This window comes from Fibrobacter sp. (genome assembly GCA_012523595.1).
In the GTDB taxonomy this organism is placed as follows: domain Bacteria; phylum Fibrobacterota; class Chitinivibrionia; order Chitinivibrionales; family Chitinispirillaceae; genus JAAYIG01.
Map to the genome: position 1 here is coordinate 1 of JAAYIG010000097.1, position 22,481 is coordinate 22,481.

18 protein-coding genes are annotated in these 22,481 nt (G+C 44.0%); 5 read left to right on the plus strand and 13 right to left on the minus strand.

Translation table 11 applies throughout. The features are described 5' to 3' along the window. Nucleotides 1-197: 197 nt before the first annotated feature. From GX089_06025 to GX089_06060, 8 genes are all read right to left on the minus strand, one after another. A complete protein-coding gene (locus tag GX089_06025) occupies nt 198-1,307 on the minus strand; it encodes a glycosyltransferase family 4 protein (protein ID NLP02031.1) in 1,110 nt (369 codons plus the stop codon). A 293-nt stretch (nt 1,308-1,600) separates the two neighbouring features. Further along, on the minus strand, nt 1,601-2,767 hold the full coding sequence (locus GX089_06030) for an NAD(P)/FAD-dependent oxidoreductase (GenBank protein NLP02032.1): 1,167 nt from the start codon (nt 2,765-2,767) through the stop codon (nt 1,601-1,603). A 94-nt stretch (nt 2,768-2,861) separates the two neighbouring features. Further along, the gene (locus tag GX089_06035) at nt 2,862-4,118 is read right to left on the minus strand and encodes a hypothetical protein (protein NLP02033.1); all 1,257 of its coding nucleotides are present in this window, start codon (nt 4,116-4,118) and stop codon (nt 2,862-2,864) included. 75 nt (nt 4,119-4,193) lie between these two features. Further along, complete coding sequence (locus GX089_06040; protein NLP02034.1) at nt 4,194-5,576, minus strand: MATE family efflux transporter; 1,383 nt, start codon at nt 5,574-5,576, stop codon at nt 4,194-4,196. A 76-nt stretch (nt 5,577-5,652) separates the two neighbouring features. Continuing rightward, the gene (locus GX089_06045; protein ID NLP02035.1) at nt 5,653-6,696 is read right to left on the minus strand and encodes an aldo/keto reductase; all 1,044 of its coding nucleotides are present in this window, start codon (nt 6,694-6,696) and stop codon (nt 5,653-5,655) included. A 67-nt stretch (nt 6,697-6,763) separates the two neighbouring features. Beyond that, complete coding sequence (locus GX089_06050) at nt 6,764-7,345, minus strand: hypothetical protein (GenBank protein ID NLP02036.1); 582 nt, start codon at nt 7,343-7,345, stop codon at nt 6,764-6,766. 107 nt (nt 7,346-7,452) lie between these two features. Next, a complete protein-coding gene (gene cadA / locus GX089_06055; GenBank protein NLP02037.1) occupies nt 7,453-9,558 on the minus strand; it encodes a cadmium-translocating P-type ATPase in 2,106 nt (701 codons plus the stop codon). Nucleotides 9,559-9,573: 15 nt separating this feature from the next. After that, nucleotides 9,574-9,939 (minus strand): winged helix-turn-helix transcriptional regulator, encoded by a 366-nt coding sequence (locus tag GX089_06060; GenBank protein ID NLP02038.1) that lies wholly within the window; start codon nt 9,937-9,939, stop codon nt 9,574-9,576. A gap of 368 nt (nt 9,940-10,307) precedes the next feature. Between GX089_06060 and GX089_06065 the strand changes: the two genes are divergently transcribed. The 3 genes from GX089_06065 to GX089_06075 are packed head-to-tail and all read left to right on the plus strand — an operon-like array spanning nt 10,308 to nt 13,112. Then, complete coding sequence (locus GX089_06065) at nt 10,308-11,357, plus strand: acyltransferase family protein (GenBank protein ID NLP02039.1); 1,050 nt, start codon at nt 10,308-10,310, stop codon at nt 11,355-11,357. Further along, nucleotides 11,354-12,418, plus strand: a complete 1,065-nt coding sequence (locus GX089_06070) for a prolyl oligopeptidase family serine peptidase (protein NLP02040.1) — start codon at nt 11,354-11,356, stop codon at nt 12,416-12,418. Before GX089_06065 ends, GX089_06070 begins: the two co-directional genes overlap by 4 nt. Continuing rightward, entirely contained in the window at nt 12,360-13,112 is a 753-nt protein-coding gene (locus GX089_06075) for a M15 family metallopeptidase (GenBank protein ID NLP02041.1), read from the plus strand. The genes GX089_06070 and GX089_06075 overlap by 59 nt, the downstream gene beginning before the upstream one ends. A gap of 6 nt (nt 13,113-13,118) precedes the next feature. Here the strand turns inward: GX089_06075 and GX089_06080 are convergent, their stop codons facing one another. Both GX089_06080 and GX089_06085 read right to left on the minus strand, forming a co-directional pair. Then, the gene (locus tag GX089_06080) at nt 13,119-14,387 is read right to left on the minus strand and encodes a hypothetical protein (protein ID NLP02042.1); all 1,269 of its coding nucleotides are present in this window, start codon (nt 14,385-14,387) and stop codon (nt 13,119-13,121) included. Nucleotides 14,388-14,389: 2 nt separating this feature from the next. After that, on the minus strand, nt 14,390-15,220 hold the full coding sequence (locus GX089_06085) for a TIGR02147 family protein (GenBank protein ID NLP02043.1): 831 nt from the start codon (nt 15,218-15,220) through the stop codon (nt 14,390-14,392). 273 nt (nt 15,221-15,493) lie between these two features. On the opposite strand from GX089_06085, the gene GX089_06090 reads away from it, so the two are divergent. After that, entirely contained in the window at nt 15,494-15,946 is a 453-nt protein-coding gene (locus GX089_06090; GenBank protein NLP02044.1) for a GyrI-like domain-containing protein, read from the plus strand. A 191-nt stretch (nt 15,947-16,137) separates the two neighbouring features. Next, nucleotides 16,138-16,701: a cation-binding protein gene (locus GX089_06095; protein NLP02045.1), complete on the plus strand. Its 564-nt coding sequence runs from the start codon at nt 16,138-16,140 to the stop codon at nt 16,699-16,701. A gap of 31 nt (nt 16,702-16,732) precedes the next feature. Here GX089_06095 and uvsE read toward each other — a convergent pair whose 3' ends face one another. From uvsE to GX089_06110, 3 genes are all read right to left on the minus strand, one after another. Further along, the gene (uvsE, locus tag GX089_06100) at nt 16,733-17,614 is read right to left on the minus strand and encodes a UV DNA damage repair endonuclease UvsE (GenBank protein NLP02046.1); all 882 of its coding nucleotides are present in this window, start codon (nt 17,612-17,614) and stop codon (nt 16,733-16,735) included. A 135-nt stretch (nt 17,615-17,749) separates the two neighbouring features. After that, on the minus strand, nt 17,750-21,517 hold the full coding sequence (locus tag GX089_06105) for a hypothetical protein (protein NLP02047.1): 3,768 nt from the start codon (nt 21,515-21,517) through the stop codon (nt 17,750-17,752). Further along, nucleotides 21,514-22,440: a hypothetical protein gene (locus GX089_06110; protein ID NLP02048.1), complete on the minus strand. Its 927-nt coding sequence runs from the start codon at nt 22,438-22,440 to the stop codon at nt 21,514-21,516. The genes GX089_06105 and GX089_06110 overlap by 4 nt, the downstream gene beginning before the upstream one ends. Between the last annotated feature and the right edge of the window lie 41 nt (nt 22,441-22,481).

A 22,481-nucleotide genomic window follows, 5' to 3' on the forward strand; every position in this document is an offset into this window, starting at 1 on the left:
TGGGGTTGATGTTTCGGGTTTGGAGGTGGAGAAGCTATATCAGGGGTTAGCTTCGAGGTGAAACAATGATCAAAGACAAAATCCCTATGTCATCTCTGAGAAAATGTTAAATCACCGATGTACCTCCGAGATGAAATCATGACTTAAGCCTTTAAGTCACTAAAGCACCTCCGAGGTAATTAAAAAGCCACAAACCTTTACTTATAAGGAAATTCCTCCCACGCTCCATCAACAAACTCCTTAAACTCCCTCTCAAATCTCGAACGTGGAAATCTCTCCGCATTCCTTCTTATCTCCTGAGGATCAAACTTCTCCTCTTTAGCAAGAAACTCATGTACCGCATCGATAATGCAAAGCGGATTCTGCTTGTAAAAAAACAGCCCCGTTTTTCCATCAATAACAGTCTCCAGTGCCCCTCCCCTGCCAAAAGCAATCACCGGAAGTCCTGATGCCTGAGCCTCCACATTTACAATTCCGAAATCCTCCTCAGCAGAAAACACAAATGCCCTGGCCTTGCTCAATATTTTCTCCACTTCCTCACCTGTCTGATGTCCGACAAACTCTATGTTGGGAAGAGCAATTTTCTTAAGACTTTTCATTGCCGGACCATCCCCTATAATAACCAGAGGAAGCTTGAGATGATTAAATGCATGAATAATCAGGTCCACTCTTTTGTAAGGAACAAGCCTTGAGATGGTAACAAAGTAATTCTCTCGTTTGTCGCTCAGATAGAATCTCTCAACATCAACAGGGGGATATATTACCTTTGCGTGCCGGTTGTAACATTTCCAGATCCTGTTGGCGATATATTTGGAATTTGCTACAAACTCATTGACCCTGTTGGCTGAAACAGTATCCCAGATCCTGATATAATGAAGCATCAAACGCACAAGGAAGCTTTTTGCCCCTCCTTTAAGTCCTGCTGCCTCCAGATACTCAAATGTCAAATCCCAGATATAGCGCATCGGTGAATGACAGTAACAGATGTGAAGCTGGTCGGAAGAGTTGAGTACTCCTTTGGCAACAGCATAAGACGAGGAGATTATAAGCTTATGATCCCTGAGATCAAACTGCTCTATTGCCATGGGAAAAAGCGGCAGAAAAGCCCTGTGATGTTTTCTGGCAAAAGGGATCCTCTGAAGAATTGAGGTTTTAATACGACTTTCATCCCAAATCGTGCCTTTAACCTGCTCAGGATCATGAAAGAGGGTATAGATCGAACCGGGGTATAATTTGTAAATAGAATGAAGTACACTCTCAGCCCCGGCAAGTGTAACAAGCCATTCGTGAATAATCGCCGTATCAATCATTGAAAGTTGATTATAACATCACGGTGTATGGTTGGGAATAGGGAAATTACGAGTGTACGAAGTTACGACAGCACGATAGCACGAAAGTAATGAGGGTACGATAAGGCAGTGTACCACAAAGTTGAAGTACGATGCAGATTTTATATTATGAGATGAAATGACGGTTTAACAGAAGAGAGGTGTCACCAGTACTTATATGACAATCGAAATACCCTAAAACCAACAGATTCCCTCGTATCTTTGTATTTCCGTACTGTCGTACCCTCGTACTTTCATACACTCTAACTCGTCTACATCAAATGCCTCATAGCCCAAACCAACCTTGGGAACCGTCCAAGGCTGGCCGCGAAAATCTTTGACATAGTGAGCTGTTCAAGAGGTATTGAGGAAAGAAGCGCTGCACCCTCATTGTAATCCTCATCCGGTACTGAAAGGAGAGAGTTTTTGACCCGGGAAAGTTTGATATGACGATTACCTCGTATCCTGTTCCAGGAATCCTCGTAATTTTTACAGATTCTTCTCATCTCTCGCTCGCTGGCCGTTCCCAGCATCACTAAAGCCGCCTCCCCTGCCAGTTTCCCGGAAAGAAGAGCCTCAGATATCCCTGCTCTGGATATGGGATTTATTGTACTCGCCGCATCACCAGCTTTAATTAACCCGCTCACCGCAAAAGGGCCGTGCTTTCCCCCGCAAGGAATCGCTCCCGCAAAACGCTGCACAATTTTTGCCGAACCGAAATTTTTCCGGATAAATTCATCAAGAAGTGAACGAATATTGTACTTGCCGACAAATTTCTTACCCAGTACTATTCCGATATTAGAACCGCTGCCCCTTGGGAAAACCCAGGCATAACCCCCAGGAGCTAATTTCTGCCCGGCATAGATATGGATTAAATCCGACTCGATCTCCACCTCTTCTGCCCATACAAAATAAGCAGGCTCCAGGTCAGAGGGTTTCCATGCCAGTTTCTCGCCTTTACCAATTCCACATACCGGTCCTGATGCATCGATAACCACCCTGGCTGATACTGTTGTCCCGTCAATAAACAAAAGCCTGCGAGCGCCGTTTCCATAAAGAGAAACGCTCTTGACTTTACAGTCAAAATGGCATTCTCCACCCATGGCTCGAATCTGTTCGGCCATATCTGACTGCATAAGCGCCCGGTTAATTATATAGCCACCGTTTTTGTCCCGGTAAGTAATCGATGAACCGGAAGGAGCATGAAAACAGGCACTGTTTATCTCCTGCCTTATCCATTCCTTTTTTACATCCACAGCCTGTTCGAAACCAAGCCTCCCCACACCCTCTGCACAGGCGATCGGATGCTCCCAGGGGGTGGTCTTGTCAACCAGAAGAAGAGATCCGGCACCAGCACGGCAAATTTGAATGCCGGCATTGAGACCAGCAGGCCCCGCTCCAATGACAGCTATGTCGTAGATTTCTTTTGAAAACCGCACAATGTTTACTTCTGAAAAGGTAATATTGTGATAATATAAATTATTGCGGGAAGGAGGAATCAGATCTGCCGCTTTTTAGCGGTGTAAATGATACTCACAAAAGCATGTAATTGATCACTTCCTCCGGAGTGGGCACTGCATTACGCTCTTTAAGAATAGGAACAGGATAATCACCCTGAGTCTGAAGTCGGTAATCGAAACCGGCTTTCTTGACAGTATCCTCAACTGCCTGCTGACTGGGTGTATTCTCTTCACCAGAGAGTTTTTTGATAAAGAGCATATACTTGCTGCTATCCTCCACATCTTTCAGGGGTACAAACCCGTTCTGATCAGAGGTAAATGAGAACTGATCAGCAATCACCTGACGCACATAATCCTTTGCCGGCTCAAGGACAGTAAGTGCCGGCAGATCTGATGGATACATTTCAACAGGATCTTTTTTTTCATACTTTATCATGTTTTCCCGGGCTATCTGCAGGTGTGTCAATTCATTCTCAAGCATCTGCTGCCACATGCTTTTAAGATTCGGATCTGTTTCAGAACTCATGCATGAATAATACATGTAACACTCATTGTACTCATGGCAAACCGCCATCTCAAACCATGATATTCTGGGATCCTGTAGAGAGCCATAATGATTTACATGCTGTTCCTCAATCATCGCTATCTCCTGATACAGTCCCCGACCGGCCAAATCTGGTATCCTGTTTCCCACATTCATGTAATAGTTCATCGTCTGCTGTTCAGCCGCAATGATAGTGACTATATGCATAAGAGTGAGCGGATCGGCTTTTGTCCAGTCTATATAGTTTCTGACACTGTCAAAAGGGTGATGATGCTGAACGAAAGTGGGTCGTCCTGGTATCACTTCGGTGAGATCTTTTACTATTACCTCAGCTTTTACTGGATCGATTCTAAACATCAGATTTGCATAACGATAGAGGTGATCGAGATCCTCGATAAGCGCAAATTCCAGAGCTGCTTTGACATATGGATCAGGCTCATTTCGAGCCATCGAAGCTGTCAGGTCAACGGCAAGCTGCTCATACCCGATGCTCACCTCTAAAGTGGTCTCTGGTGCAGGTATCATCCAGTTCACCATCTTTTGCTGCTGCTGTTCTATACGACGCACCATAGCAAGCTGACAACGCAATTCCTTATCTTCGATCATACGATGAAAGTTACAGTAAAAAAGTGCTGCTCCTACCTCGATTCCATTCATAAGAATTCCACGAGCCCGGGTGTAGGGATGGACGCTTTCGGGATCATAAGGTTTTGTGTTCATCTCTGACCAGGATTTAAACTGCTTTTCAATGGGAATACCTTTTTCCTGAAATGGATTGAATCCCATGATAGTACCTCTTTGCGGTTCTGTGGATGGAGAGTTGAGAGAATTCAGTGCAAATAATGTTCCGGGAAGGAAATATCAGATCCCGGCTTTACCGCGATCCAGAGGCTCATTAACAACAAGGGGGTCAAGAGCATTTTCTGTATTAACCAATGCTTCAGTAACTTCAGTAGGATGAATCACTGCTTTCTGCCATCTGCCGGAGTGGTAATATATAAGGCTCGCTGTCATTATAACTGCAAAGCCAATTGTAAATGAGAACCAGATCCCGGTCAAACCCAGAGGGCTTTTTGATAGAATCGAAGCAAACGGAACCCTGATTCCCCACATTGCAAGAATTGTAAAAACAAGAGTGACCATGGTATGTCCGGCACCATTTATCACTCCATTTGAAACCTGCATTACAGCAAACATAATCGATGAAGTGCCTACAATCCGCAGATAGGTCGAACCGATCTCAATCACCCTCTTATCTGTAGTAAAGATTGAAACAAGCAGATCCGGGATACTTAAAAAGAAAATCGAAAAGAAACCCGAGATACAAAGAGTCATAAATATACCCCAGCGGAATGCCCGGAATACTCTCTCATTTTTTCCTGCCCCCAGGTTCTGCCCTGCGATAACCGAGACAGACATTCCAATTGACATTGCAGGAAGAAAAGCCAGTGAGTCAATTCTGCCCGCTGCTCCGAAAGCCGCAGTCGCAGTCTCACCGAAACTGTTAACAAAAGAGGTTACTGCCGCCATTCCCAGCGAAATAGCTGACTGCTGAACTATGGATGGGAAACCGATCTTCGCGATAAGCCATGTAATATGTCCATCAAGACAGAAGATTTTCTTCAGTCTGACTGTAATTATTCCCTTCCTGCTGTTCAGGTAAATCAATCCGGTGATCAGAGCAATGGCCTGGGCGATAATCGAAGCAATCGCAGCTCCATCAAGACCAAGAGTAGGCAGAGGACCGACCCCGATAATGAGCAGAGGGTCGAGGATAGCATTTACCACTACACCCAGACTCATGAAAAACAATGGTGTTCTGGTATCACCTACGCCCCTGAGAATTGATGTCACCAGGAAAGTCAGAAATATTGCGGTAAACCCCATATATGAGATTTTCATGTAAGATGAGGCCAGTGGCAGTATATCCTGGGGTGTACTCATAAAGACAAGAATGCTGTCAACTAATAGAATACCCAATACAGAGAAAACTACTCCCAGTATGATTGTCAGGCCAAAGGAAGTATCTACTGTTCTTGAGACCTCCTTGTAATTTCTTGCCCCGTAATACTGGGAGATAAGGATTGTGGTCGCCATAGTGGCCCCCGATGCCACAGAGATGAAAAGAAAAATGACAGGAAAACTTACTGCAATAGCACCTATGGCCGCGGTGCCTGCAATCCGCCCGATCCAGATCGCATCAATTATACTGTAACCGGTATTAATAAGATTCCCCAGGAGCATGGGCAAGGCTATGGCAAGCAAATGACGAGGAATACTGCCCGAAGTAAGGTCCCTTCCTATTGAGTTTTTACTCACTTCAGACCTTTACCTCACCTGAAGAGCAGACCTCTGGTTTACTGAACTCAAGATAATCTCTCAAATTATCCCTGAGCAGTTCCGGAGTATCAATCCCGTAAGGACATCTTGACCTGCAATGCCCACAGTCGCTGCATTGATTAATAAGAAGCATCTTCTCCCGCCATTCAGGAGTAAGAAAATTCTGAGAAGGAGCTCTTCTGAGCAGAAGCGACATGCGCGCTGTCATGTTGATCTGTATTCCCTGAGGACATGGCATACAGTATCCGCATCCGCGGCAGAATTGAAAGGAGAGTTCTCTTTGATCTTTTTTTATAAGTTCCCGCAGATTCTCATCGAGAACTGGTGGGTTTTTCTCCAGTTCCAGAAATTGATCGAGTTCCTCCTCCCTCTGAATCCCCCACACAGGAACCACATTTTCATATTGACGCAGAAACGCAAACGCGGCAGCGGCATTAGTAATCAGCCCTCCCCCCATCGCCTTCATTGCTATAAGCCCGCAGTCATTCTTCAAACACTCATCAATAAGTCGAAGCTCATCACTGGTGGAAAGAATACTGAGCGGAAACTGGATTGTATCATAAATACCCGATCGGGCGGCATTGATAGCGTTCTCAAGGCTGTGATTTGTAAAACCAACATATCTCACCATCCCCCTCTTCCTGGCTTCCAGAACCCCGGAAAGAGCACTCTGCGGATCCAAAGGATCAGGTACTTTAGATGGATTATGAAGCTGGAGGATATCCACATAATCTGTGCGCAGGTTTTTAAGACTGGTCTCCAGGTCTTTAAGGAGATCATCTTTATTATCTGCAGAGGATTTGGTGGCCAGAATAATATCATGGCGCACATCACCGAGCGCGGCTCCGATTTTCTCCTCACTGTCAGAATAGTTTCTGGCAGTATCGAAAAAGTCAAAACCGTTATGGTATGCTTTGCGGAGTATATGGACCGAATCGTTGAGGGATATTCTCTGTATTGGCAAAGCGCCAAAACCGCTTCGCCCAATCAAAAGCCCGGTTCTCCCCAGGCGCATCTTTTCCATTAAAACAGTTTCTCTTTCTGACTCTTAAGATAGAAAAATACTTCAGACGCGCAGGGGAGATCAAAATTCAGAGCGAATCTGAGTTTTCTCCTCGAGGTGCTGTTTCAGGAAAAACTTTTTTAGACGAAGTCTCCCGGATAGTCATGCTCCCGAAAATCACACTTGCCTTAATTAAGCGGTATGGGGCAGATTTATCGAAGGCTTTGTTCTTATATGTATAATCCCCGAAACTGACAAAATTCCCATCAGGCATCCTCGCGCCCGAAAAGGCTGCGCTTACCTTGATAAGTACCGGTATATCGGATGGGATCTCGAGCACACTGGAGCCGAAAATGGTGTTTATTTCCAGCTTATCATTTCCCTTTGCCAATGGCATCGATGCATCTATACGGGAAGATCCGAAAACCACGCTGTATTTATGGCTCTCCCCGGTGATCTTTAGATCACCGCTTTGGAAAATCACAGAACTGCTTCCACTCCTTGTCCAGGTTCCTCCCAGAAGGACCTGTAATCCAAGATAGATCAGAATAAGAGCGAGGACGATACGGAATACAGGAATGTGGATATTGAATACTATACGGATTATAAGCGAAACACCGACAAGAATCAGTACCACACCCCAGAAAATTCCAGAAAAAAGAAATCCCATTTTCAATTGTCTCCTCCACAGAAAACTGTTGACAAATTTACATTCTGCAAACTTCTCAGATTTTCTAAAATCAATTATGCAGATGCTTTCTGCAAGGTATTTTCAGTTTACTCAGTTTTTTCCGATACCCTTAATGCTCTGGATGAATTAAGTACCGCAATCAGTGCCATTCCCATATCCGCAAAAACCGCCTCCCACATTCCCGCCAGGCCCACTGCTCCAAAACCAATAAACATCACTTTTACTGTCAAGGCAAAGATAATATTCTGCCACACAATAGCTCTAGTGCGTTTTCCGGATTCTATGGCCTGCGCGACTTTTGAAGGATGATCGGTCATAAGTACCACATCCGCGGTCTCTATCGCAGCATCGGAACCCAGCGCTCCCATCGCTATTCCCACATCGGCCCGTGCAATAACCGGAGCATCATTTATCCCATCACCCACAAAGGCCACTTTCCCACGATGTGTCTTACTGGACGATATCTCCTCAAAACGCAACACTTTCTCCTCAGGAAGAAGCCCCGGGTAAAACGAATCGAGATCAACCTCCTGTGCTACCTTTCCGGCAGAAGCCTTATTATCTCCTGTTAACATCGACACTGTATGCACACCGGCTTTCCTCAGCATTTCCACAGCTATAACAGAGTCTTCCTTGAGTTCATCACCTATTACTATGTATCCTGCATAGGTTCCGTCAATTACCACATGTACAACTGTACCCTCCACATCACAGCAGTCATGCCTTATTCCCTCTCTGTGTAGAAGCGCATCATTGCCTGCCATTATGGCATGGGTGGCAGTACGTACCTTCACCCCGAAACCGGATATCTCCTGATGGTCAAGAACCTCACCTGATATGGAATCCCGACTGCGACCTGCAGCCTCAATTATAGATCCGGCAATCGGATGCCGGGAAAAGGTCTCTGCAATCGCCGCAAATTCAAGCACCTGCGAGGGAGTATGCCCGTTACGGGCTACCGTTTGTTTTACTTTAAATATTCCTTTGGTAAGTGTACCGGTTTTATCAAAAACCACAGTCTTTACATCAGCCAAAGCATCGATAAAAGTCGATCCTTTGACAAGTATTCCCCTTCTGGAAGCGCCACCGATACCACCAAAGTAACCAAGGGGAATCGAAATGACAAGCGCACATGGACAGGAGATCACCAGAAGCACAAGTGCTCTGTAAATCCATGTGCTGAATGTCTGCCCCGAAATAAATAAAGGAGGTATCAGCGCAATACACAACGAGAGAAAGAAAACCACAGGAGTGTAATAACGCGCAAATCTGGTTATAAACTGCTCAGTACGGGTTTTCTTGGCATTGGCATTTTCGACCAGATCGAGAATTTTGGCAATTGATGAGTCGGCGAAGGCTTTGGTTACCTTTATTGTAAGCAACGCACTTACATTAATTTCACCAGCCAGCACCACATCACCCGGTTTGACAGTTGATGGAACAGGTTCTCCTGTAAGAGCAGCAGTATTTACAAGCGATGATCCCTCCAGAACTTCCCCGTCCAGAGGAATTCTCTCCCCGGCTCTTACCAGAATTATCTCTCCAGGAAGCACCTTATCGGGTGATACTCTCCTGGAACCATCCCTGCTTTTAAGCATCGCATACTCCGGCTTGACCTGAAGCAGTGCTGTAATAGATTTACGGGATCGGGAAACCGCCAGGTTCTGCATAAACTCACCGATTTTAAAGAAAATCATCACCCCTACGGCCTCGGAAACAGCATGAATTCCAAAAGCCCCAGCTGTAGCAATTGTCATCAGCACATTTTCATCGAAAATGATTCCCTTGCTTATTGTGCGCAAAGCACCCCTTAAAACATTGTAGCCGGCCAGAAAGTATGCACTCAGTGCTACAGCATACTCTATAAAACCCCAGGAACGCCTGTGAAAAGAGCCTTCAAAAAAAAGCAGGATTAAAAACAGCAGCATCGCTACAGAGATTGTGACAATCTCCCTCTTTGGATCAAATTCGGCTTTCACTGCTGAAAGAGGTTCCGGAACTGATATGTCGACTTCAGGTTCGATTTTCTTTATCTCACGACGTACCTTTTCTATATCGTCTGTATCGATATGCAGAGAAAGAGAAGCGTAGTCTAATGAGACCTCTTTTACAGAAGAAATATTCCTGAGGTGATCTTCGATTCTGGTTGCACAGTCAGGACAGTCCAGGCCAGTAACATTGTACCTTTTCATCATCTTTGCATTAACCTATTCTGTTACATGCTCCATCCCTAATTTCATTATGCTCTCTACATGCTTATCTGCAAGCCTGAAATACACTATCTTCCCCACCCTGCGATAACTCACAAGACGAGCCTGTTTGAGGACACGCAACTGGTGAGAGACTGCAGATTGGGTCATGTTAAGCAGTGCACTTATATCACAGCCGCACATTTCACTCTTACTCAATACATAAAGTATGCCCATCCTGGTACTGTCCCCTAAAACACTGAAAAAATCCGCGGCTTCCAGAATGTTTTCCGAAGGAGGCAGTTCTTTTTTTACTTTGCGCACAATATCCTGGTGGATAATCTTTGAATCACAGAGATTTGATTTTTTGCTGACCTTACGCATAATGCCTCCGAAAGAATTTCGATTCATCACTTGAATAAGTGTTCAATTGAAATATAACAAGAAAGAGATGAACAATCAAATATTATTCAGTAGCACGGAAAAGAAACAGCATTAAAGCATGCACTGGAAACCTTAAGGACAAGAACAATCAAAAGATATATACGAATCCATCTTATCGATAAGGAAAAGGCTATCGTACCCTTAAAAGCAAAAAGATAGTCCGTCCCTTTTGTTAATCGTTTAAGCCAATAATTCATCCCGCAGGACCTGTCATGCTGTCGTGTTGTCGTATCGTCGTCCTTCCCGCAGAGGACTAAATTCTACTCGATCCGGCACACCTTTCGCTCTCCACTACCCCGGGATACCTCATGAAAAACGGAAGACTCCTCTGGCCAGATATTCTAAAAATTATCTCCATTCTGGGTGTCATCCTTATACACTGTTCAGCACCGATGCTGGTAAGTGAACCTTTAGGAGGAAAAAGCTGGTGGCTGGCCAATATTTACGATTCCATGGTAAGGTGGTGTGTCCCTGTCTTTTTCATGGTCAGTGGCGCCTTCATAATTGAAAAAGCAGGATCACCTTCCCCGGGACAATTTTTCCTGAAACGCTCACAAAAAATCGTAGTGCCATTCATAATCTGGAGTGCACTCTATTTCCTCTGGAGAATCCACAAAGGAGAAAACCTCAAATGGCTCAATTTCCCTGCTATGCTCCTCGAGGAGCCAATCTATTATCACCTGTGGTTTATCTACGTGCTGATTGGACTCTACATCATCGCCCCTGTGCTTGGTGCCTACGTTAAAGGTGCAAGCAGGAAAAACCAGTCTTATCTTCTTTTTCTCTGGTTTATTACCGCATCCCTTCTCCCCATGCTTCAGAACTGCTGTAAATTTCATACCTTCTTTTTCCCGGTGGAAACAGTCTCCGTTTTAAAATTCAGCGGGTACTTCTTTCTTGGCTATTTCCTGAGAGATACAAAACCCAAAGCTGCACTCATGCCGGTTTTCTTCCTCCTCTATGCAATCGGTTTTCTGATTACCACCTTTGGAACCTACTATTTATCACTTAAAACCGGAAACGAAAGCATTTCAGAACTTCTTTACGAATACTACACAGTAAACGTACTTGCCATGTCCGTTTCGGTTTATCTCATAGTAAAGAGTATCCCATTCCCGCTGCTTTCCAGCACTAAATCCCCCATTGCCGTAACAGCCGCCTGTGTACCAGGTGTCTACTTTGTGCATGCCTTTGTAATCGCTGTTTTCAAACAGGGATTGCTTGGGTTTACATTCTCGGAGAGATCTCTCACCCCGGCAATCGGAATTCCTGTCTTTACACTGGCGGTTTTTACCGTATCTCTTTTAATCACTCAGATTCTTAGACTCATTCCAGTACTGAAATGTTCAATACCATGATTAACAAAGCATATATTGCACTTGCGATTCTGTTTTCAGGTTTGTTTCAGATCTCATTACCGGAGACTCCAAAGATCTTTTTTATCGACGACTACGATTACAAGACTTTTTATCGGATAGCAAAATCACGTATCAACAAAATTCACAGGTTCTCCGCATGGAAAAGAGCAGCACCCGAGGTCCGCACAGTCACTATTACCTCATCACTTGACAGCACAGCGCAAAAGGCACTGTTCTACAATTCCGGTTCCAAACATAAAAAGCCACTTCTTCTGGCACTCCACTCCTGGAGTGAGGACTACTCCCAGCACTTCAGCATTCCATACGGGATCTGGGCAATTAAAAATGACTGGGTACTTATTCATCCGGATTACAGGGGCGCTTTTACAAACCCTAAATCGACACTGTCGGAATACGCGGTAAAAGATATCCTTGATGCTCTGGAGTACGCAAAGAAAAACGCGGAGATTGACTTATCGCGTATCTATGTGACCGGTTTTTCCGGCGGAGGAATGGCCACACTGATGATGGTAGGACGGTTTCCGCATCTTTTTTCCGCTGCCGCGGCCTGGGTTCCGGTTTATGATCTGGTACAGTGGTATGGAACAACCCGCCGCGCCAGACACAATTATTCCAGACACATAACGAACTCCTGTGGTGGAGAGCCTCTGCCGGGAAGTAAAGCATATACAGAATGTCTCAAAAGGAGTGTCAGCTCTTACCTGAAAAATGCCAGAGACGCGGGTATTCCGGTTTATATCGCTACGGGTGTCAAAGACGGATTTGTGCCTCCAAGCCATTCCATACAGGCTTTTAATGACCTGGCAGACTCCGCAGATCATATCTCCGCAGATGACATGAAGTTTATAGATAAATACCGCAGACTTCCACGCCACCTGAGGGGAGAGTTTCCCGACAGTCTCTATACAGATGCAGGTCTGAGACTGTTATTTGAAAAAGTTTCAAAAACAGTTACCCTTAAAATTTTCGACGGTAAACATGATGTCATCTACAACGCAGGCCTTTACTGGCTCTCAAAACAAAGAAGAAAAACCCGCTGAGATTTTTTTATCCATCCTGTTTAACAGATTCATTCTAATTCCGGCTGTCTTTCTCCTCTTTCTCCTTTCTATTAACACCGCAGGACAGATTACAGACCTGGAGAGGACACTTCTTCGTGAGGGGTTTGTTGATGTACAGAGCATAGATTCAACAATTATGGTAGAGCTCAAATATGCCGATACCGCCAATTTCATGGGTAAAGCAGTTTATGGTGAGCTGAAAAAGTGTTATCTCAGACCGGAAGCGGCCGGGAAACTCGCAAGGGCAAACAGGCTCCTCAAAGAGATCGATCCACAATTATCGCTGCTAGTTCTCGATGGTTTACGCCCGAGGCATATCCAGAGAATCATGTGGGATATAGTCAAGAACACACCCATGCGCCACTATGTGGCAAATCCGGAGTGGGGGTCGATGCATAATTACGGATGCGCAGTGGATATAACAATCGCAGACGCAAGCGGTAAAAGGCTCGATATGGGCACACCTGTCGACCATTTCGGTCCTTTAGCTCAGGTGCGTTTAGAACAGGAGTACTTAAAGAGCGGTGCACTTACAAGAGATCAGATAAATAACCGCCTATTACTGCGTAAAGTTATGACTGACGCAGGCTTTTACCCAATCCCCATCGAATGGTGGCATTTTGAGGCGTTCAGCAAAAAGCACATACGTAAAACATATTCAATAGTGGAATAAAAAGCCTCAATACAGATCGTCCAACCCGACACCTTTGAGCCAGATCTCATCCAGAAAGAGCTCCAGTGTGTCTCCGGCGCTTCCGCTTGTCACAAACTGAAATCCTTCAGTTGAATCGCACACTTCGCTCCACTGAAGGTTATCTTCCGCCTGGGGAGAGTATTCCTGAGGAAAAAGTTCAGAGGGGTAGATGGTGTGTTCCTGCCACTGTTCTGTACATTCGATATACTTTCCCCACGTTCCCCACCTCTGATTTTCAGGGTAACGGTTCAGCGCTGCGGCAAAAAAGGCGAATCTGATCCTTCCTTTACCTTTCAGGAAAAAGGAAACAGAAATCATGTTGGAAAGATCGGCATATCTGTTCCGGTCAGGAGTAATACTTGCTCCCAGACCGGCAAAGGGACTGTTCCTGTTGGCCAGGATTACTTTCATATGGAAGGATTTACCGGAATATGCTCCCTCGGTTGTAATAGCAAGAGGAAGATTGTCCTGTTCGATAATCCCCGCCGGGAATACCACAGAGAGTTCTTCGAGATCTTTCTCGTTGAATGCGTACCAGAAACTGTTCCATCCTTCATTCAGATCTGCTCTGTTGTTCAACAGGAATATATCACCATCATCGAAATTTTCCAGAAGCACCCGGGCAAACGGGACTGTAATTGTTTCATCGAGTGTATCGGAATTTAAAGAGGTGATGTTTACCGGCAGGTCTGATGAGGCGTAGCCGGACTTTTCTGAGACTATTTTCAGGGTGTAATTTCCTTCAGGTATACTATTAAAAGTAAATTTCCCGGATATGATTTCTGTACTTATGTCTGTCCCAAGGAGGACAGCATATGCCGTATCAGGAATCGTCCCATCCTCAAGTGTTATTGCACCGCTCAGGGAACCGGGGTCTTTAAGAACCAGGGCTTCAAGCTCAATATCGGATTCTGGCTTTATAAGCATGGAGTCTGTAAAGTGGTATTTATCGGTTCCGGAAACCAGGAGATTATAATAGCCGTCAACCGGAGTATTCTGGTCAAGTTCTATACTGAAAAAGCCGCTCTGATCTGTTGTATCTCTGTAAATCTGGCCATCTGGATCGAGGGGGTTTTGTCCCGATGGAATAAGCCTGACCGCGGCGCCAAGAGCAGGAGAACTGTCGGGGAGGATAACTTTAGCAGAGACCCTGGCGTTAACTGTTTCAGTGGAACCGCCACTTAGATCCATTCTGCTGCAGTTAAAAAACAGAAGAGCAGAAATCAATACCAGGCTGTATACTGCACTCTTCAATTCTAATCCTCTTTTTGAACCTTCGAAACAGGAAACATCTGAAAATTAATCTGGTACACCCGGTCAGAGGGATTGTCTGCTTTAACTATCTCCACCAGTCGTCTGCGGAACGCAGCAATCTCCTGGCGGATCTGATCAAATCCGGAAGATGAAATCCCTACGGTCAGTGTAGAGATATCACGGATATCACGGGTGTGCTTCTCAATAGATCTTGAAGCCAGTTCGAGGCATTTTTTCTGGAAAAGCTGCACAGCAAAAGGAATCGTATCGGAATCTGTCCTGAGGGCAGAATCAGTCTGACGATATCGTCCGGAGGGCAGTTTTTTTATCAGGCCCAGATCACACAATATCTTTACCGCTTCCTCGGCCTGTTCAGGAGTAATTGGTGGTTCCACAGTTCTGGCAAGCAGTCTGAAATTATCCTTGAAATCGAACATGGTAACAAGCTCTCTTATCGCCACAAAATACCATTTGGAAAAATACTCAAACTGGCTCTTGAGAACAAGTTGTCCCTGAACAGCAGGTGAAAGTTCTTTTACTTTTGTAAAATAGTACTCTTTTTCCCTAATGGTTTTGGCATTATTGAAATCGACCAGAGCATTGAGATATTCTGTTTCCCTGTATTTTAATTTAATGGCTTTTGCCACCTTGAGGACACTGCTTTTTGCCAGATTCTTTTTGCCGGTGATTACCTTATGAAGATATGTTTTGGATTTAAGACCAGCCCTGTCGGCAAGAGCCTGATAAGAGAAGGATGGATTGAGCATTTTCTGCTCTGTATAGTAGTCCCTCAGAAACAACCGATAATCGGTGTAGTCAAAGATTGAGATCATGCGGGCGACTCCTCACATTTTCCTCTATTATAATATAAAATTCCCTGCTGGTTCAGGAGGTACATGCATTTTTCGTAGCCTATCGGGGGACAGCGGGTAATTGCTCCAGAGAATCTGAGAATTAACAGGTGAATTATTATTTCTGTCCCGGAATTTGCTTCTTTACCGTCCTGCACAGAAATTCACAAACAAATAAAAATCTTGTATACTGTTCATTTGAACAGTATATTAATGCTAACTACCCACTTTCATTTTTTTTGCTGTAAGGAGGCAATGATGGAAATAAGGAACACTGTTGATCAGAAAGCGCTTGTTGTACGGCTGACAACCAGGGCATCGGAGCTCCCCCGGGTGTTCGGAGAAGCCTACGGGGAGATCATGGCCTACATGGGCCGTAAAGGGATAAATTTATCCGGGAGGGCTTTTGCTCTGTACCATAATACCGATATGGAAAATCTTGACATTGAGATCGGATGGACGATCGATCAGGATGACAGCGGAGAGGGACGGATCAAATTCAGGGTAATACCGGGAGGCAAAGTTGTTTATGCTCTCCATAAAGGTCCCTACTCAACCTTGGAAAATACCTATAACAAAGTTATGGCATTTATTAAGGAAAAAGAGATCAAAACCACGGAATGGATGTACGAGGTGTATCTTAATTCCCCTGAAAACACACCGGAAGAGGAGCTTAAAACAGAGATCTATTTTCCAATATCAGAGTAATTATTATAAGTCGCTTTCTGAGGGGGCACAGAGTCCCCTCTACACTCACCCCGGAGAAAATCGGATAAAAAACATTCGATACCAAACCGATTCCGCCCCCGATCTGAAGAACAAATACTCGGTGCTGATTGGCAATACCTTTGCTTTTTACATATAAATAAAAAACCTCTAAATCTTTCAGGGACACTATTATGAATCCCTCAGGCCCGTTAAGAAAAGAGCATCGTCTTATCGAAAAACTCCTCACTCTTATCCATCAGGAAACTCTGTTTATCAAACAACAGAAACGGGTTAATCCAGTCTTTATCGATACTGCGGTGGATTTTATCAAAATGTATGCAGACAGGACCCATCACGGTAAAGAGGAGCAGATCCTTTTCTCCACTCTCGAAGATCGTGACCTCAGGAAAGAAGATCGCCTCATGATGGAGGAACTGATACGGGACCATGTTTATGTAAGAGAGCTTACAGATCAGATTTTCGAATACAAGACCAGATATGTAAAGGGGAACCATGAACTCCTGATGCCTATAGTAGAGAAGATGGATAATCTGGTGAAGTTTTACCCCGGCCATGTCTGGAAAGAGGATAATTCTTTCTTTCCCGCATCTCTGACCTATTTATCTGAACATGAGCAGCAGGAGATGCTTGAGCAATTCTATGATTACGACAAAAATATGATTCATATCAAATACACTCAGGTCATAACCCGGCTCAAGGAAACTTCACAGAGGGATATGCAAAACCACCTGTAGAATCCACATTACTAATTTGTAAATTTTTCTTTCACCGTATCTCACGGTATCTCTTCCTGATCTTCAACAGAGATTCCTGTTTATCCTTGACTTCAAGCATTATATCCAAATCCAGATCTCTTATGGTTTTATAAAACCTGCCAAACGTACTGAGATTGACCGATGTAGAGTGGGTTCCTGATGGCTTTGATGGTTCCTGATCGGAATAATGGATCTTCTGACGACAGTTTCTCCAGGTTCCCTTATAGAGCAGAATAACCTCCCGGTCACTCATTCCCTGAAAACCCGGGTTCAGGGAATGATGGTATACGTCAAAAATACCTGAGACATCAGTCCTGATACATACATTGTAGATATCTTCAGCAGTAAAGATATGCTCGTCATTTTCCAGTGCGAGCCTCCTGCGGATCTCACATGGTAAGGAGGATATGCGATTCTCCAATACATGAAGGGATTTTTCCTTGTCTTTATAGGCTCCTCCGCCATGGATTATTATAATGTGCTCCGATGGAAGCTCCATCAGTTCAAGTATTCTGTTATGGTAGTAAAGATCACGAATAGAATTCTCATAAAAATCAGGATTTGGGGTGTTAAGAACTGTATACTGCCCCGGATGCATTGAAACACGCATCTTGTTTGCACGAATAAAGCTGCCTATCTCCCGGAACTCATCAGCAAGCTCCCTTTGCCAGACCCCTGAATTGATGGTACTTGAGCCAAAGGGGATCAGATTTGAGGTTATACGGAAAAGTGAAATCCCTTGATCCCTGTTCCACTCAAGAATCGCTCTCAGTGCAGAGATATTCTCCCTGGAAACTTCAAGCATTCTCTTTTCGGAATAATTTGCCAGTCGGAAGGTCCTGGCCGAAGATGGCAAAAGCGTGTTAATGCAGGCATATCCGATCTTTATCATAAACAGTACCCTGAAGGCGTTGTCACAAAAAGGATATAGTGCAATTGCAGGACCTGGTTTCAGGGTAGCGTATTTGCAGAATAGCAGAATAATCCCATTTAAGATTATTCTGCTATGAAAAAAAAAAAATTCAAATTAATATGGATAAAGAAGCACTACTATATTGCTCTCTGAAGTGGAACCATGGCGATCTCTTGCTACCACCTTGCAATAGAAGGTTCCATTATAGTTTTTCGACTGAGGGTCGAACTGGTATATGAGCCATTCCCCACTCTTGCCAAAGTCAGGGCTCTTTGCCTGAGTAAAGGGAATCAATGTATCATTAATTGCATTTATCGATTTACCTGCCAGGATGGCAAAACAGGTAAGTGAATCATCCACTTTGTCCAGTTTTCTCCATTGGATCTTTACATCAGGCATGCCTGGCTGTGAAAGCGGAACGATTACCTCAGGAGCTGGAGGGAATGAATCCGGCAGTATATAAAAGCTAAACAGATTAGACCAGAGACTGTCATCATCCCGTCCACGTACAGTCACAAAGGAAGCCATATTCAGTGTAAAAAATTCTTTCAGTTCCGGAACATCAGTTTTGTAATTGTAGGTACCATCGTATTCACCCCGGTACCATTCATATTCTACAATAGTCCCGTTCGAGTCAATACCATTCACCATGTAAATCAGATCGATGTCTTTAAAGACCGCATTAAGAGTATCAAAGTTTTCACCTTTTTTCCATTGCTGAGTGCTGTTATCAGGTCCGGCTTTAATAAGCGGTCTTCCCAATCTCACAGTTATTTGAAAACTCTTTGTTGTCCACAGAGAATCATCATCCCTGACTTTCACTTTTACAGTCTGTGTTCCTGCTTCGCTTGTATCATATCGATGTGAGAAGATGTTGACTCCCTTCCCCTCCCATTTTCCGCTGTTGTTCCAATCGATTGCAAATGTATCTACCGAACCATTCTTGTCTGTATAGTAGATCGTAAATGAGTTTGTGCCACCAATCCAGACACTGCCAGGAACAATAGAATCTATCACAGGGGCTCCTGATTTCACTGTGAGTGTCAGAGCAGTGTCTTTAACAAGTCCGTCATTGTCTTTAATTCTGAAAAGAAGTTCTCTCGATCCGCTGTCTGCCTTCGAAAAGTAAATGTCAGGAAAAACCGCACTGTCACTGATTGCTTTTATCTTGCGTTCAAAAATGGTATCGCCATCTGTTGAAAGATAGATGCTGTCGATAAAATCGTTGGGATCTGAGCCCTTGACAGTAAAACGAATATTATCCAAAATGTAAACTTCTGAATCGGGCCTGTTCATGGCAATAGACTTAAAAGAGGGTAATCCGAGTCTCACATACACATTGTGGATGAGGGTATCGGAAGAGAGTGAATCGTCGTCGAGCACAAAAGCCTTTACCTCTTTCATCCCCGGTGTTAAATAAGAATGGCTGAACAGATTACTCTTTTTAAACTCAAATGGTTCACCATCTTCCCATGAAACAGCAAATCTTTTGATTAATCCGTTTTGATCCGTTCCGGTCAATTCATATTGAACCGTATCCATGTACCAGACTGAATCTGGAAAACTGTGTTTGATTGAAGGTTTTCCGGAAAGTACAAGAATTGAAAATGTAACAGTATCGGATACCTGTTCCTCATCATCTACTACGTACACGCGTACATTTTTCAGTCCTTCAGTACTGAAACTGTGATTGAAAGTAGAATCTTCAGAATATTGGAACGATCCCTCTTCCCATTGGATATAATAGCCGGAAATATCCCCGTTGACATCGAAGGCTGTGATGTGGTATGTGGTATCATCATATATCCAGCATGTGTCCGGTTTGACAGATTCCACAACCGGTACCCCGGATGACACATTTATAGAATCAGAGGCAAAAACATATTCTGATTTCTGTCCATCCTCATCGATTACCGCTGCTTTAATCGCGAATTTCCCGATTTCAGAGATTTCAATATTAAAACTGGTATCTATTGATTGGTTTGCTTTTACCTGGAAGACATTATCCATCACTCCATCAATCCCGATCGCAACCTGTTTTACTACACCATTGGAATCTGCCGCTTTAACGCGGACAGTAACAGGATCCCCGACATAAACGACCTTCGGAGAGAAACTCACAGACTTGACCTGTGGACTTCCCGGGATAACCTTGATTTTTACTTCAGCAAGAACATGGGCAGTATCTCCGTTTTCACTTCTGCATCCTACTGTAATCCGGTTTACACCTGTATCACTGAAAGCTGAATCAAACAGGCCCTGATCTGTTGTGCGGTCCCAAACCCCGTCATCATCAAAATCCCAGAGATATTCTGCTACTGGAGAAGAGCCGTCTCCGTCAACAGCCGGAACAAGAATCTTCACAGTATCTTTTATATAGACTGTTGTATCAATCAAGGGACGAATAAAATACGGTCCATCAGCATATACATCAACGTAAATTGAGGCTGTATCCGATATAAACCCATCATTGTCAACGGCCCAGGCCTTGATGACTTTTTTACCGGGGGTAAGAAATCTGACAGACCACTTCTTCACCCCTCCAGTACTGTATGCCGAGTCATCATCTGATATCCTGTAAAAAATGTCTTTTATCACACCACTGTCATTACTGTCACCTGCACGCACTGAAAGCTGCAGATCCCGACTCATAGAGATCGTCGTGTCACCAGTTATAAAAGTACAGTAAGGACGGAATTTTCTTATATAGACAGATTTCTGAATGCTGTAGGTGGAATCTGTCCCCACCAAAGCTGAAACCAGGATTGTAAACGGGGGTTGTGAATCGTTGAAAAACAGTTCAAGAGTGTTGGAACTGATACTGGTTTTGATTGAATCAAAGATACTGTCAGGAATTACATTCCAGAAATAGGAGATGCCGGTGTCTTTCAGGGCCTTTTTGCCGCGAACTGCTTCTATCTCCCACTTCGCCCATTTACCAACCATAATAGTATCAGGAAATTTTCCTGCAACAGGCTTCAGTCCGTATTCAAATGCTGAGATATTTACAAATAATGTTTCAGGATCACTCAGCATTCCATACTTGTTTGATCCCCTGAGAATTACTGTGTCAATTCCCGGATCAGTAAATGTAAATGTCAGCGCATCGATGGTGCTTATCTTCCGGTTCTGCTGCTTTATTATCCAGTGCAATGAATCACAGTCTGATTTCTGAACAGTGAAAGTAAAACTCTGTCCTGCAGGCACTGTTAAGGTCTTCAGGGGAAATGATGCCTTTGGCGGTCTGGAAAGAAACAGAATTTCCATGGTATCAGTGTTAATTGAGTTCCCCAGAGAATCTTTAACCACCGCATAAACATCCAGTGTTCCTGCCGTATCACATTTTAAGCTTAATGTTTCTTTTCCTTCTGTCCGGGCTGCGAATCTGTTACCGGCATACCATTCAACTGTCAATGCCCTGCCAGCTACAGATGAGATGCTGACAGATACTGAGCTGCCTGCGATTGCGGTTGTCTCTCCGCTGAGCCTGAACTGGTTTTTAACAATTACAGGAAGAGTGCATGTATCTTTCAGTTCGTTAGGTCTGGTACCGATCAACCGAACCGATCCTTTGAACGGCGCGGTGAACACCACTACCATCTGTGAATCATTGAATGTTTCCCGGAGAAAGGATGTATCGAAACGATTCCCGGGTTCAGTCTGAAAATCAATTGAGGCAAATGTGTCTTTGTCTGTAATGTACATAAGAGTACATGGGGCAAGAACCGGAAAGGTATCCTGTGGTGAGATCCACTGTGCCTCAATAGAATAATAGCCGTTATAGTCGCTTAGAAGAGGCGACTCTACCCTCTGGCAGATCGTAAAAAACATCAGGAATGCTGAGAAGATAAGAAAGCCTGTTTTTCTTGATTTCATCATCATCGTTTGTCTCCCGGATCTGATTTTTTGTTTGAGAGGACTTTAAAGACTACAGCCGGTGCTAAAGTTATTCCGGCTCCGATATAACAACCTTTGGAAATATTGTAAAGCACAGTAGCTCTGTTGCTGTACCCCTGAGCCTCAGCATGAGTGCTGCTTACCTTAACCTTCTGATCAACAGAATACCCTGCAACAGTAAAAATCACACCTGCTGCAGCCAAAACCGCGGTCTGACCAAAAAACCAGTTCGAACCTGTTCTGTATCCTTTCTGCTCCATTCGCCTTACCCATGGTTTAGGGCAAATAAGAGTAAACGGAGTGTCGGGAAATACTTGTGCCGATAAATCTGAATACTTTACAGAAACATTCCCCGGATCTGAAAAGGTAACGTTTTCTATAACCATCGAATCACAGATTCCCTCCGAGGAAATGCCGGTTTCTGAACCTGAAATTTTAACGTTTTTAAGAGTAAGCTTTCCTGTTTTTCCTACTTTGATACCTTTCCAGAGGATCCGTGTGGTCCTTGGAGCAATGTACATTTCATTGATATCAATTATCGAAAGAAGAGCGGGAGATTCGGTTGTACCGGTGATTTCCACAGCACCTTCAATAAGCATCGATGCACCGGGTTCAAAGAATATCTTTATCCCCTGTGGAACTTTCAGACCTGTTCCCTGTGGAACAACCACTTTATTAAGCACGATCCAGGTCTGACTTCTGATACCCGACAGTGAGCGCAATGTGTCTGGTAAAACAGAATATAGCTTTTTATCATAGTGCTGTGTCACCAGTATTTTTCGATCAATAATCTCTGGTTCCACGCTCTGCCATTTGTCAGCATCCTGCCCATTTACCTGTGTTGAATAATTCAGGATAAATGATATAAATAGAAATATAAATCCGGAGAATAGTTTTTTTACGCTCATTCTAAAAAGTTCTTCTGGAATAGGAGTAATTCTCATTTTCA

Excerpts from the sequence above, each read along its gene's own strand:
- GX089_06035 (NLP02033.1), bottom strand. The coding sequence starts at position 4,118 with ATGGGATTCAATCCATTTCAGGAAAAAGGTATTCCCATTGAAAAGCAG.
- GX089_06040 (NLP02034.1), bottom strand. The coding sequence starts at position 5,576 with ATGCTCCTGGGGAATCTTATTAATACCGGTTACAGTATAATTGATGCG.
- GX089_06045 (NLP02035.1), bottom strand. The coding sequence starts at position 6,696 with ATGGAAAAGATGCGCCTGGGGAGAACCGGGCTTTTGATTGGGCGAAGC.
- GX089_06050 (NLP02036.1), bottom strand. The coding sequence starts at position 7,345 with ATGGGATTTCTTTTTTCTGGAATTTTCTGGGGTGTGGTACTGATTCTT.
- cadA (NLP02037.1), bottom strand. The coding sequence starts at position 9,558 with ATGAAAAGGTACAATGTTACTGGCCTGGACTGTCCTGACTGTGCAACC.
- GX089_06060 (NLP02038.1), bottom strand. The coding sequence starts at position 9,939 with ATGCGTAAGGTCAGCAAAAAATCAAATCTCTGTGATTCAAAGATTATC.
- GX089_06065 (NLP02039.1), top strand. The coding sequence starts at position 10,308 with ATGAAAAACGGAAGACTCCTCTGGCCAGATATTCTAAAAATTATCTCC.
- GX089_06070 (NLP02040.1), top strand. The coding sequence starts at position 11,354 with ATGATTAACAAAGCATATATTGCACTTGCGATTCTGTTTTCAGGTTTG.
- GX089_06075 (NLP02041.1), top strand. The coding sequence starts at position 12,360 with ATGTCATCTACAACGCAGGCCTTTACTGGCTCTCAAAACAAAGAAGAA.
- GX089_06085 (NLP02043.1), bottom strand. The coding sequence starts at position 15,220 with ATGATCTCAATCTTTGACTACACCGATTATCGGTTGTTTCTGAGGGAC.
- GX089_06090 (NLP02044.1), top strand. The coding sequence starts at position 15,494 with ATGATGGAAATAAGGAACACTGTTGATCAGAAAGCGCTTGTTGTACGG.
- GX089_06095 (NLP02045.1), top strand. The coding sequence starts at position 16,138 with ATGAATCCCTCAGGCCCGTTAAGAAAAGAGCATCGTCTTATCGAAAAA.
- uvsE (NLP02046.1), bottom strand. The coding sequence starts at position 17,614 with ATGATAAAGATCGGATATGCCTGCATTAACACGCTTTTGCCATCTTCG.
- GX089_06105 (NLP02047.1), bottom strand. The coding sequence starts at position 21,517 with ATGATGATGAAATCAAGAAAAACAGGCTTTCTTATCTTCTCAGCATTC.
- GX089_06110 (NLP02048.1), bottom strand. The coding sequence starts at position 22,440 with ATGAGCGTAAAAAAACTATTCTCCGGATTTATATTTCTATTTATATCA.